The 12,514-nt window shown below is 60.8% G+C and carries 12 protein-coding genes and 1 pseudogene; 6 read left to right on the forward strand and 7 right to left on the reverse strand.

Annotated elements, in window-relative coordinates; translation table 11 throughout:
- Window positions 1-8: 8 nt before the first annotated feature.
- Window positions 9-911 carry a TIGR01777 family oxidoreductase gene (locus RS887_RS06765; protein WP_322614825.1) on the reverse strand — a complete coding sequence of 301 codons (903 nt, stop codon included), beginning with the start codon at window positions 909-911 and terminating at the stop codon, window positions 9-11.
- Window positions 912-1,107: 196 nt separating this feature from the next.
- Between RS887_RS06765 and RS887_RS06770 the strand changes: the two genes are divergently transcribed.
- The 6 genes and pseudogenes from RS887_RS06770 (at window position 1,108) to RS887_RS06795 (ending at window position 6,908) form a co-directional block, all read left to right on the forward strand.
- Window positions 1,108-2,094 carry an NAD(P)/FAD-dependent oxidoreductase gene (locus RS887_RS06770; RefSeq protein WP_322614826.1) on the forward strand — a complete coding sequence of 329 codons (987 nt, stop codon included), beginning with the start codon at window positions 1,108-1,110 and terminating at the stop codon, window positions 2,092-2,094.
- Window positions 2,095-2,250: 156 nt separating this feature from the next.
- Window positions 2,251-3,210, forward strand: a complete 960-nt coding sequence (locus tag RS887_RS06775; RefSeq protein ID WP_322614827.1) for a 2-thiouracil desulfurase family protein — start codon at window positions 2,251-2,253, stop codon at window positions 3,208-3,210.
- A pseudogene (locus RS887_RS06780) lies at window positions 3,210-4,149 on the forward strand (MerR family transcriptional regulator). The gene RS887_RS06775 and the pseudogene RS887_RS06780 overlap by 1 nt, the downstream one beginning before the upstream one ends.
- A 21-nt stretch (window positions 4,150-4,170) precedes the next feature.
- Window positions 4,171-5,628 carry a deoxyribodipyrimidine photo-lyase gene (gene phrB / locus RS887_RS06785; RefSeq protein ID WP_322614828.1) on the forward strand — a complete coding sequence of 486 codons (1,458 nt, stop codon included), beginning with the start codon at window positions 4,171-4,173 and terminating at the stop codon, window positions 5,626-5,628.
- A 99-nt stretch (window positions 5,629-5,727) separates the two neighbouring features.
- Window positions 5,728-6,510, forward strand: a complete 783-nt coding sequence (locus tag RS887_RS06790) for an SDR family oxidoreductase (protein ID WP_322614829.1) — start codon at window positions 5,728-5,730, stop codon at window positions 6,508-6,510.
- Window positions 6,511-6,602: 92 nt separating this feature from the next.
- Window positions 6,603-6,908 (forward strand): YkgJ family cysteine cluster protein, encoded by a 306-nt coding sequence (locus RS887_RS06795; RefSeq protein ID WP_008016637.1) that lies wholly within the window; start codon window positions 6,603-6,605, stop codon window positions 6,906-6,908.
- A 131-nt stretch (window positions 6,909-7,039) separates the two neighbouring features.
- Here the strand turns inward: RS887_RS06795 and RS887_RS06800 are convergent, their stop codons facing one another.
- The 6 genes from RS887_RS06800 to hemA form a co-directional block, all read right to left on the reverse strand.
- On the reverse strand, window positions 7,040-7,558 hold the full coding sequence (locus tag RS887_RS06800) for an acyloxyacyl hydrolase (RefSeq protein WP_322614830.1): 519 nt from the start codon (window positions 7,556-7,558) through the stop codon (window positions 7,040-7,042).
- Window positions 7,559-7,683: 125 nt separating this feature from the next.
- Window positions 7,684-8,475: a glutamate racemase gene (murI, locus tag RS887_RS06805; RefSeq protein WP_322614831.1), complete on the reverse strand. Its 792-nt coding sequence runs from the start codon at window positions 8,473-8,475 to the stop codon at window positions 7,684-7,686.
- Entirely contained in the window at window positions 8,468-9,223 is a 756-nt protein-coding gene (locus RS887_RS06810; RefSeq protein ID WP_322614832.1) for a molybdopterin-synthase adenylyltransferase MoeB, read from the reverse strand. Before RS887_RS06810 ends, murI begins: the two co-directional genes overlap by 8 nt.
- Entirely contained in the window at window positions 9,217-10,047 is an 831-nt protein-coding gene (prmC, locus tag RS887_RS06815; RefSeq protein WP_322614833.1) for a peptide chain release factor N(5)-glutamine methyltransferase, read from the reverse strand. Before prmC ends, RS887_RS06810 begins: the two co-directional genes overlap by 7 nt.
- Window positions 10,048-11,130, reverse strand: coding sequence for a peptide chain release factor 1 (gene prfA / locus RS887_RS06820; protein WP_007981853.1), 1,083 nt, complete (start codon window positions 11,128-11,130; stop codon window positions 10,048-10,050).
- Complete coding sequence (gene hemA / locus RS887_RS06825) at window positions 11,127-12,416, reverse strand: glutamyl-tRNA reductase (protein ID WP_008016623.1); 1,290 nt, start codon at window positions 12,414-12,416, stop codon at window positions 11,127-11,129. Before hemA ends, prfA begins: the two co-directional genes overlap by 4 nt.
- Window positions 12,417-12,514 lie beyond the last annotated feature (98 nt).

The raw sequence follows: 12,514 nt of genomic DNA on the forward strand, positions 1-12,514 counted from the left end.
GTCCTATTTCAAAGGCGACCGGACAGATCGTCCAGAGCCGCGCGCAAATCCGTGAACTTAAATGTGAAACCCGCCATCAACAGGCGAACCGGCGTGGCCCGTTGGCCACCCAGCAACAACAAGGACAACTCGCCCAGCCCCACCTTCAATGCGAAGGCCGGCATCGGCATCAACGCCGGGCGATGCAGCACGCTGCCCAGCGCCTTGGCAAACTCGCGGTTGCGCACCGGTTTGGGCGCGCACGCATTATAGGGACCGCTGGCCTCGTTGCGGTGCAGAAGAAAATCAATCAGGGCGATTTGATCGTCGATATGAATCCACGGCATCCACTGCCGGCCGTTGCCGACCGGCCCTCCCAGGCCCAGTTTGAACGGCAGTAACAGCCGCGACAAAAAGCCGCCCTCCGCCGACAGCACCAACCCGGTACGAATGAGAATGACGCGAATGCCCAGCGTTTCAGCCCGCTGCGCAGTCTCCTCCCAGGCAATGCATAACTGGCTGGCGAAATCTTCGCTGACCGGCGCCGAGTCCTCGGTCAGTTCGCGCTCGCCACCATCGCCATACCAACCGGCAGCCGAACCGGAAATCAAGACCCGTGGTTTCTGCTCGCGGCTTTCAAGCCACGCCAGCAGGGTTTCAGTCAGCGTGATCCGGCTGCTCCACAACAAGGCTTTACGCTTGTGTGTCCAGGGACGGTCGGCAATCGGCGTTCCGGCAAGATTGACGATCGCATCCACCGGCTCCTGCCCCAGATCCTCCAGCCGGGCAACTCCACGCACTTGGGCACCACATATTTTCGCGACTTTTTCAGGCTTGCGACTCCAGACTGTAAGGCGATGGCCCTGCCCCGACCAGTGCCGGCAGAGCTGACGTCCTATCAAACCAGTACCGCCGGTCAGCAATATGTGCATGACTTCTTCCTCGCGTGGCGTTTTACCCTGTCCATTAGTCTATTTTTATAAGCAGGGATCTTTGGTATCGAGCAGGCTCTATGTTTAACAATAGGCCAAGCTGTCAGAACGAGAACGCTAAAAGTTATACCAAAAAACAATATTGTACAGGTTTAAACCCCAGCGTAGTCTGTACAGAAAGGTAAACGAGGCACCTATGACTGTACCTATCGCAATCATTGGCACCGGCATTGCCGGACTCTCCGCCGCCCAGGCCCTGACTGACCTCGGGCACGTGGTTCAACTGTTCGATAAAAGCCGCGGCAGCGGCGGGCGCATGTCGAGCAAGCGCAGCGATGCGGGTGCTCTGGACATGGGCGCGCAATATTTCACCGCCCGCGACCGCCGCTTTGTCACGGAAGTCCAGCGCTGGCAAGCCAAAGGCTGGGTCGCCGAGTGGACGCCGCAGCTGTACACCTACCATGGCGGCCAGCTCAACCTGTCGCCGGACGAGCAGACCCGCTGGGTCGGCACGCCCCGCATGAGCGCCATCACCCGCGCTCTGCTCGGTGACCTTGAAGTGCATTTCGCCTGTCGGATCACCGAGGTCTATCGCGGTGAAGAACACTGGCATCTGCAGGACGCCGAGGGCTTCACCCACGGACCGTTCAGCCACGTGGTCATCGCCACGCCAGCCCCACAGGCCACGGCTCTGCTGGCATCGGCGCCGAAACTCGCGGGTGCCGCCGCCGGGGTGAAAATGGACCCGACCTGGGCCATTGCCCTGGCCTTCGAAACGCCGTTGGAAACCCCCATGGAAGGCTGCTTCGTACAGGACAGCCCACTCGACTGGCTGGCCCGCAACCGCAGCAAACCCGGGCGCGACAACACCCTCGACACCTGGGTGCTACACGCCACCAGTGCCTGGAGTCGCCAGCACATCGACCTGCCCAAGGAGGCTGTGATCGAACAGCTGCATGGCGCATTCGCCGAACTGCTGCACGACTCCATGCCTGCGCCGAGCTTCAGCCTCGCCCACCGCTGGCTCTACGCCCGCCCCGCCAGCAGTCACGAATGGGGCACCCTGGCCGATGCCGACCTGGGACTGTACGCCTGTGGCGACTGGTGCCTGTCCGGACGCGTCGAAGGGGCCTGGCTCAGTGGTCAGGAAGCCGCCCGCCGCTTGCATGAACACCTGCAGTAAAGAGCATCAATCCGAGCAAGTCGCTGCTGTCATCATGGACAGCAGCCGGTCAAAAATATCTATACATAGAATTTGACTTGTACAACTTTGAATCTATGATGAAGTTATCTTGTACAGACCAGAATATTTGTACAGGTTCAGATTCGAGGTGCTCCGATGCCCCACTCCCCCGCCAAACCGAAAATCGCCATCAGCGCCTGCCTGATGGGGCTCGACGTGCGCTATAACGGCGGGCACAAGGAATCGCGGCTGTGCAGCCGTACCCTCACTGATTACTTCGATTTCATCCCGGTCTGCCCGGAAGTGGCCATCGGCCTGGGTGTGCCCCGCCAACCGATTCGGCTGGTCAGCGGCCCGGATCAACCCGAAGCCGTGGGAACCCTCGATCACAACCTGAACGTGACACAGGCGCTGGCCACCTACGGCCGGGACATGGCAGCGCATCTGAGGGATATTTGCGGCTACATCTTCATGCAAAACTCCCCGTCCTGTGGCCTGGAGCGGGTCAAGGTCTACCAAGCCAACGGCACACGAGCGGACGGTGGTGGTCGCGGGATCTACGCCAGGGCTTTCTGCCTGCTGCACCCGGACTTACCGGTGGAGGAAGACGGCCGGCTCAACGATCCGGTGCTGCGGGAAAACTTCCTCACCCGCGTATTCGCCTACAGCGCCTGGCAGCAGCTGTGCCAGGCGGGCCTGACCCGACGCGGTCTAATGGACTTTCACTCGCGCTACAAATACCTGCTGATGGCGCACAACCCGGAGCAATACAAAGTGCTCGGCAACCTGCTGGGTAACATGGGCCACACCGATCCAAACGAACTCGGCGCGCGCTATTTCAGTGAACTGATGGCGGCCCTGAAAAAGTGCGCCACCCGTGGCACCCATACCAATGTCCTGCAACACCTCAGTGGCTACCTGAAGCAGGCCATCAACCGCGAAGACAAGCAGGAAGTGCAACACGTGATCAGTCAGTACCGCCAAGGTATCGTGCCGCTGGTGGTGCCGCTGACGCTGCTCAAACATCACTTTCGCCAACACCCTGATCCATACATCGCACAGCAGGTCTACCTGCAACCGCACCCGGAAAACCTAAGCCTGCGAAACGCCATCTGATGAAAAAAGCACTCGACACCAGCGCCCGCGATGACCTCGGCGATGACTTTAACAAGGCGTTGGACGAAGGCTGGCTGCCGATCCGTGAAGTGGCGCGGCAAACCGGCGTCAATGCCGTGACCTTGCGCGCCTGGGAGCGGCGCTACGGGCTGATCGTGCCGCAACGCACGCCCAAGGGGCACCGGTTGTTTTCGGCTGACCATATACAACGCATCCAGGCCATCCTCACCTGGCTCAACCGTGGCGTTGCCGTCAGCCAGGTCAAGCAATTGCTCGACACGCCGCAAGCCTTCAGCGAGTCCGTCGACAACGATTGGCACACCCTGCTGCAAACGTTGTTGCAGGCGGTCAGCGGATTGCAGGAACGCGCCCTGGATGACAGCGTCAATCAGGCGATGGCGCTGTATCCGCCGCGAACCCTGTGCGAGCACTTGCTGATGCCCCTGCTGGCCGCTCTGGAGCTACGCTGGCAAGGCCAATTCGGTGCGCAGATGGAGCGGGTGTTTTTGTGCCTGGCTGCGCAGCAAGTTCGGCGCACGCATCTACCATAACAATCGTCAATTGCGCAGCGCACCACTGCTGTTAATCAACCACTCGGACCTGCCCACTGAGCCGAATCTGTGGCTCACGGCCTGGCTGATCAGCACAGCCGATTGCCCGGTAGAGGTCTTCGACGGGCCGCTGCCTGTCGGTGAACTGGCATTGGCGGTCGAGCTGCTGCAACCCCGCGGGGTTCTGCTGTACTCCAGCAAGGCCATGAACCTGACGCAACTGCCGAAACTGTTCAAAGGCATCAATTGCCCAAGAATGATTGCCGGACCAACGGTATGCATCCACCACGCCGAGTTGTCTGCAGGTACTACCGAGATCGCTGATCTGTACCTGGCCGAAGATCCATTGTCGGCACATCAGGTACTTATTCAGCGCGGGCTGATTTAAATGAATCGCGTGGATACCAACATGCAAATGATCTGGCTGCGCAGCGACTTGCGCCTGCATGACAACACCGCCCTCTCTGCCGCCGCGGCTCGCGGCCCGTGCCTGGCCCTGTATCTGCTGAGTCCGGAACAATGGCTGGAACACGATGACGCGCCCTGCAAAGTGGACTTCTGGCTGCGCAACCTGCGCGAGTTGAGCCGCGAACTGGGTCAACTGAACATTCCCTTGCTGGTCCGCTGGGCACCACGCTGGGAGGACGCGCCAGCCGTGTTGCTGAATCTGTGCCGACAATGGCAGATCGACGCGGTGCACCTCAATGAAGAGTACGGTATCCATGAAACCCGTCGCGATGCGGCGGTCGCCGGGGCGCTCGGGGCCGAAGGCATCGAAGTTCGCCGCTACCTCGATCAATTGCTGTTCAAGCCCGGGAGTGTGCTGACCCGGACCGGCACTTGTTTTCAGGTCTTCAGCCAGTTCCGCAAAGTCTGCTACGAACGCCTGCACCACTCGCTGCCCAGCCTGGTTCGTGCGCCGCAGAAACAAGCGCCGCTGAACATCGCTAGCGATGCAGTTCCCACGAGTATCGAGGGTTTCGCAACGCCCGCTGACAATCTGCGTCAAATGTGGCCCGCCGGCGAAACCGAGGCCCGGCGTCGCCTCGACAGCTTTACCGATGCGCAGATCGAGCACTATCAAAACGAACGCGACTTCCCGGCAAAACCCGGCACCAGTCAGCTCTCGGCCTATCTTGCCGCCGGGGTGATTTCTCCCCGCCAATGCCTGCACGCTGCCCTGAACAGCAATCAGGGTGAGTTCGAAAGCGGCAAGACCGGCGCCGTCACCTGGATCAACGAACTGCTGTGGCGCGAGTTCTATAAACACATCCTGGTGGGCTACCCACGGGTGTCCCGGCACCGCGCGTTTCGCCCGGAAACCGAAGCGCTGGCCTGGCGCGATGCACCCGAAGAACTGCTCGCCTGGCAACAGGCGCGCACCGGTTTGCCGATCATCGACGCGGCCATGCGCCAACTGCTGGCTACCGGCTGGATGCACAACCGCCTGCGCATGGTAGTGGCGATGTTCCTGACCAAGAACCTGCTGATCGACTGGCGCGAAGGCGAACGCTTTTTCATGCGTCACCTGATCGATGGCGACCTGGCGGCGAACAATGGTGGCTGGCAATGGAGTTCCTCCACCGGTACCGACTCGGCGCCTTACTTCCGGATTTTCAACCCGTTGAACCAGTCGGAAAAATTCGACCCCGAAGGCTTGTTCATCAAGCACTGGCTACCGGAACTGGCCGGACTGAGTAAAAAAGACGTGCACAACCCCACCAGTCTCGGCGGCCTTTTCGGTGTAGCGGATTACCCGTCACCGATCGTTGACTTGAGTGCTTCGCGTACACGCGCCTTGACCGCGTTCAAGAATCTGCCGTCACGGCAACTGTCCGCCGAACTGGCCGGGAGTGCCTATGAATAGTTTCCTGCAGCAGTTTGCCCGTCCGTTCATGACGCTCGACAAAGACAACCTGCAACATTTGGCAGACCGGGCAATCGCCTGGCTGAAAAGGAGCTTGGGATGAGTCGTACACCTCCTCGCCGATATTGGCTGACCGGCGCCAGCAGCGGTATTGGTGCCGCACTGGCCGAGAAAATTCTGAAGACCGGCGCGCACCTGGCGGTAAGCTCAAGGTCAGTTGCGCCACTGAAAGTCTTGTCGCAACGTTATCCGGGGCAAGTGCTGGTAGTCGCCGGAGACCTGACCAACAGCCAGACCGTGCGCGAGATCGGCGAGCAGATTGCCGACGATTGGGGTTCGCTGGACAGCGTGATACTCAACGCTGGCACCTGCGAGTACGTGGACGCCAATCAATTCGATGCATCGATTGTCGAGCATGTTGTGCGCACCAATCTGTTGGCCAGCAGCTATTGCATCGAGGCTGCCCTGCCTTTGCTACGGGCTGGCACCGCACCGCATATGGTGCCCATGGCCAGTGCAGTGACTTACCTGCCGCTGCCCAAGTCAGAAGCCTGCGGCGCCTCGAAGGCCGGGCTGCGTCATCTGTTCGAATCCCTGCGCATCGACCTGGCTCCCGAAGGCATAGAAGTCACGGTGATCAGCCCCGGTTTTATTGAAACGCTGCTGGCGACGAAAGACGACTTCTCCATGCCCTTGAGCTGGCCGGTAGTGAAAGCCGCACAGTACATCTTCGAAAAGCTCAAGGACCGTCCGCTGGAAATCGCTTTCCCGGCAGCGTTCATGGCCACCCTCTGGCCGCTCTCCAGACTGCCGGACCAGGTGAAACTGGAGATCGGCAAACCCATGACGCGCAGCCGGCCGCCACTCAAGGGTCAACCGTAAAAATCGCCATCATCGGCAGGAGTATCTCGGTGTCGACCTGCGTCCGTCCGACCGTTCACACAGCACCCGGTGACTGCCTTACACTGCGCGCCATGAATACCATCCCCCATACGCAAATCGCGGAACCCGCGGTCACGTGCTCGACCTGCGCAGCCTGCTGCTGCCAGCTCGAAGTCATGCTGATCACCGACACGGGTGTGCCTGAACGGTTCATCGATACCGATGACTGGGGCGGGGAAGTCATGCTGCGCCTGGACGACGGCTGGTGTGCCGCACTGGATCGCAACTCGATGATGTGCACCATCTACGAAAAACGCCCGCTGATCTGCCGGGAGTTCGAGATGGGCGCACCGGAGTGCATCGACGAACGCCAGGGGATTTCGACGGCGTATCGCTAGTTTGAAGTCACCCAAATACAAATGTGGGAGCGAGCCTGCTCGCGAATGCAGTCTGACAATCACTATAAATGGTGAATGTTAAACCGCTTTCGCGAGCAGGCTCGCTCCCACATTTAGTACAGCGTTGCGTCTTATAACGGCAAGGTGTAATGCAGCGAGTAGCTTTCTACACCGTCGTTGGAACTGGCGAGCCCGGCGTTGGAATAGTGCGTCGCGCGGATTCCGACTTCATGGCCGCCGTTGAAGCGCAGGCCAAAACCGAGCCGGTCTTCAAACTGGAAAGAACTGCCGATGTTGTTGTCTTCGAGTCGGGTATTGGAGAAAAACGCCACGCCAATGCCAGCTTCAACGTACGGCTTGACGTTCTGGCCGGCAAACTCGTAAACGAACACCGGAGAGAACGACAGGCTGTTGTTGCTCGAGGTCTTGTCGCCTTCCCAGTAGGTATAGGCACCGCTCCAGTAGCCGGTCATGCGACCGACGTCACTCTGCCACCAGCTCTGGTCCCAATCGAATTGCATGCCCAGTCGATACGTCATGGTCGAATCGCTGGTCTGACCAACCGCGAACTCCACACCTGCCGCCTGCGCAGTAAAGGTGTGCCCCATTAATGCGGCCGCAATCGCGGCCAAGCAGAATAGTCGCTTCACTAGAAACTTCCTTTTCCGAACGATTTCGTATGGTTTTTTTGTTACCAAGCCCCGCAAAACTATAGAAGTCAGCGATTTATCAGAAGTTCACCCCCGATTTTTCGTACTCCCCCCCGGACAGGCTTCTACCTGTTGAAGCTTCGCACAACGCCAGCGGTATTCCACAGTATCGGCAAGATATTTCTGAAATGAAGCGGATCGGCACTGGTCCAGAACTGCGCTTCACGGGCCGGCCCCTGGGCGAGCAGCTCGCTTTCGGCCAATAGCCGCTGGAGTTGCCGTGCGACCGCGGCACCGGTGTCGATCAGACTGATGTCCTCGGGGATCATCTGCCGGAGCATCGGCTTGAGAAAGGGGTAATGGGTGCAGCCGAGAATCAGGGTGTCCGCGCCGGCGGCCAGCAGCGGCTGGACATACCTGGCCAACAGCTGACGCAGCTCGGGGCTACGCAGATCGCCGTTTTCAATCAGCTCCACCAACCCCGGACACGGCTGGGTAATCACTTGCACGTCCGTGGCGAAACGGTCGAGCAATGCGGCGAACTTGGCGCTCTGCAAGGTGCCGGTGGTAGCCAGAACCCCCACCACGCCGGAGCGGGTTGCGGCGGCGGCCGGTTTGACTGCCGGCTCCATACCGACGATGGGCCATTCGGGATAGTCGCGGCGCAAGTCGGCGACACCGGACACCGTCGCCGTGTTGCAGGCCAGCACCAGGGCCTTGGCACCCTGCTGCTGAAAGAAGTCGGCCATCACGCTGCATCGCTGCCGGATGAATTCCGGGGTTTTCTCGCCATAGGGAACATTCCCGCAATCGGCGACGTACATCAGCGTCTCGTTGGGCAACAAGCGCTGGATCTCGGCCAGCACCGAGAGCCCACCGACACCAGAGTCGAACACGCCGATTGGCGCCTCACGCATGTTTCGACCCACAGACGCTGCAACCCGGATCCCGCTTGACCCGCAATTCGCGAAAGCGCGTGCCCAAGGCGTCGATCAACAGCAGCCGCCCCACCAGCGGCTCGCCGAATCCGGCCAGCAATTTCAGCGCTTCAAGCGCTTGCAGACTGCCGACCAGCCCCACCAGCGGCCCGACCACCCCGGCTTCGCTACACGTCAGTTCGGCTTCGCTGCCGTGCCCGTACAAACAGTGGTAGCACGGGCTCTCGGGGCGACGCGGATCGAACACCGACAATTGCCCTTCGAGGCGAATCGCTGCGCCACTGACCAAAGGTTTGCCGGACGCCACACAAGCGGCGTTGACCGCTTCACGGGTAGAGAAATTGTCGGAGCAATCGAGCACCAGGTCCACGGCGGCTACGGTAGCGGCCAAGGAGTCTTCATCCAGCGCCGCACGATGAGCGATCAACCGGACCTCGGGGTTGATCGCCGTCAGGCGCTTGATCGCCGAATCGACTTTGCCCATGCCGATGCTGTCGGTGTCGTGAATGATCTGGCGTTGCAGGTTAGTCAGGTCGACCGTATCGAAGTCCGCCAGATGCAACTCGCCGACCCCTGCGGCGGCGAGATACAGCGCCACCGGCGCACCGAGACCACCGAGGCCGACGATCAATACGCGGCTGTCCTTGAGGCGCAACTGGCCGTCGATATCGATGTGTTGCAGCAGAATCTGCCGACTGTAACGCAGCAACTCCTGATCATTCAGCACGGCAGGCGCCCCAGACTGATGCGTTGGTGACCGCCCAGATCGGTGCGGCTGTGAACTTCCTCGAAACCGCGGGTCAGCAGCAAATCGCGGACCGCCTCGGCCTGATCATAACCATGTTCGAGCATCAGCCAACCGCCAGCGTCGAGATGGTCCGGTGCCTGGGCGACGATCAGACGCAGATCGTCGAGCCCGTCGACACCGGCCACCAGGGCGCTGGCCGGCTCAAAGCGCACATCGCCCTCGACCAGATGCGGGTCGGTCGCTGCAATGTAGGGCGGATTGCTGATGATCAGTTGAAAACGCTGTCCTTCCAGGGCGCTGAACCAATGGCTGCTCAGTACCTTGGCGTTGTTCAGGTGCAGGCGCTGGCGATTGCGTTCGGCCAGGGCCACGGCCTCCAGCACGCGATCCACTGCAGTGACGCTCCAGGCCGGACGCTCGCTCGCCAGTGCCAGGGCAATCGCGCCGCTGCCGGTGCCAAGGTCGAGCACCTTGGCCGGTGTGGCCGGCAACAATTCCAGCGCTGCTTCCACCAGCAGCTCGGTGTCCGGGCGCGGGATCAGCGTGTGCGGTGCCACTTCCAGATCCAGCTTCCAGAAACCTTGCTGGCCGAGGATATAAGCCACCGGCTCGCCGCTGCGGCGGCGCTGCAAATACTCGGCGAACGTCAGCGCCGCTTCGCTCGGCACGATGCGTTCCGGCCAGGTGTGCAGAAAACTGCGGGACTTGCCCAACGCCGCCGCAAGCAGCAGTTCGGCATCCAGACGCGCCGTCGGCGAGTCGGGTAAATCGGCGGCGCGCAACAAACTGGCAATGATCGTCATTTACTCACCTATCGCCGCCAGTTGATCGGCCTGGTACTCGGCCAGCAACGGCTCGATCACCGCCTCGACGCCGCCGGCAAGGATCTCGTCGAGGGAATACAGGGTCAGGTTGACCCGGTGGTCGGTGACCCGGCCCTGGGCAAAGTTGTAGGTGCGGATGCGCTCGGAGCGATCACCGGAACCGACCAGCAACTTGCGCTCACTGGCGATGGCGTTGGCCGCGGCCGAGGTCTGCTGATCGTTCAGCTTGGCCGACAACCAGGACATCGCCCGGGCACGGTTCTTGTGCTGTGAACGTTCTTCCTGGCACTCGACCACGATACCGGACGGCAAGTGCGTGATACGGATCGCCGAGTCGGTCTTGTTCACGTGCTGGCCACCGGCGCCGGAGGAGCGATAGGTATCGATGCGCAAGTCGGCCGGGTTGATCTCGATGGCTTCCTGTTCGTCCGGCTCGGGCAATACCGCCACGGTGCAGGCCGACGTGTGGATGCGGCCCTGGGACTCGGTCGCCGGAACCCGCTGCACGCGGTGCGCGCCGGACTCGAATTTCAGCTTGCCGTAGACGTTGTCGCCTTCGACCCGGGCAATCACCTCTTTATAGCCGCCGTGTTCACCCTCGTTTTCCGAGAGGATTTCCACCCGCCAGCCACGACGCTCGGCGTAGCGCGAATACATGCGGAACAGGTCGCCGGAAAAAATCGCGGCCTCGTCGCCGCCGGTGCCGGCACGGATTTCGAGGAATACGTTGCGCCCGTCGTTCGGGTCTTTGGGCAGCAGCATGCGCTGCAGGTCGGCCTCAAGCGTGACCAGGCGCTCCTTGGCCTCGCGGACTTCTTCCACGGCCATTTCACGCATGTCCGGGTCGCTGTCCTTGAGCAGCGCCTGGGCACCTTCGAGGTCATCCTGCACTTTCAGCAGTTCTTTATAGGCGCCCACGATCGGCTCAACTTCCGCGTACTCCTTGGAGTAGGTACGGAACTTGTTCTGATCGGAAATGACCTCGCCATCGCCCAGCAGGGCGGTCAATTCCTCGAAACGGTCCTGGAGGATATCCAGCTTATTGAGCAGTGACGCTTTCATTGCGGTTTTTTATCCGAAAAGCTATCCGATGAGCCCTCACCGAGGGCAAAGAGTTCCTGGGCCATCGCCAGCGCATCCAGGCGACCTTCGGCAGAGAGCTTTTTCAACTGCACGCTCGGTGCGTGCAACAGTTTGTTGGTCAGCCCGCGAGCCAGTTGCACCAGCACCTCTTCGGCACTGGTGCCGTTGGCCAGCAGGCGCTGGGCCTTTTGCAATTCTTCGTCGCGCAGGCGTTCGCTCTGTTGACGATAGGCCTTGAGTACATCCACCGCCGCCAACTCACGCAGGCGGACCATGAAGTCTTCGGCGCCGACCGAGACCATCTCTTCGGCGGCCTGGGCTGCGCCCTGGCGGCTCTTGAGGTTCTCGGCGACCACTTCGTGGAGATCGTCGACACTATAGAGGTAAACATCGTCCAACTCGCCGACTTCTGGCTCGATGTCACGCGGAACGGCGATGTCCACCATGAAGATCGGTTTGTGCTTGCGCAGTTTCAAGGCGCTTTCCACGGCGCCCTTGCCCAGAATCGGCAACTGGCTGGCAGTGGAACTGATGACGATATCGCTGCGCACCAGCTCCGCCGGAATATCCGACAGCAACACGGCATGGGCACCGAACTGTTCGGCCAGAATGCTGGCGCGCTCCAGGGTACGGTTGGCCACCACGATGCGCTTTACACCCAGGTCATGCAGATGGCGGGCGACCAGGGTGATGGTCTCGCCGGCACCGATCAACAAGGCCTGGCTGCGCTGCAAGTCGCTGAAAATCTGTTTCGCCAGGCTCACCGCGGCAAACGCCACCGATACCGGGTTCTCGCCGATGGCCGTGTCGGTGCGCACCTGCTTGGCCGCGTTGAACGTGGCCTGGAACAGCCGCCCGAGCAATGGCCCGATGGTGCCGGCCTCGCGGGCCACGGCATAGGCCGACTTCATCTGACCGAGAATCTGCGGTTCGCCCAACACCAGCGAGTCGAGCCCGGAAGCCACCCGCATCATGTGACGAACTGCCGCATCATCTTCATGCACATAGGCGCTTGCGCGCAGCTCGTCGAAGCTCAAATGATGATATTCGGCCAGCCAGTGCAGCACGACGTCCGCCGACAGGTGATCCTGTTCTATATAGAGTTCACTGCGATTGCAGGTGGAGAGGATCGCAGCTTCGCGGCTGTCGGTGAGTCGGCAGAGCTGCTGCAAGGCCTCAACCAGCTGCTCAGGGGTAAAAGCCACGCGCTCGCGGACGTCTACTGAAGCAGTCTTGTGGTTAATACCGAGTGCAAGGAAGGCCATTCAAAGTCGCTGATTGTGACGTGAAGCCGGTAATTGTCCTACTTCGACGGAGTCAGAACAACTACTCGATATCTATCGTCATGGTAGGCACCTACCCG

The sequence above is a fragment of the Pseudomonas sp. BIC9C genome (assembly GCF_034541995.1).
Classification (GTDB): Bacteria; Pseudomonadota; Gammaproteobacteria; order Pseudomonadales; family Pseudomonadaceae; genus Aquipseudomonas; species Aquipseudomonas fluorescens_CC.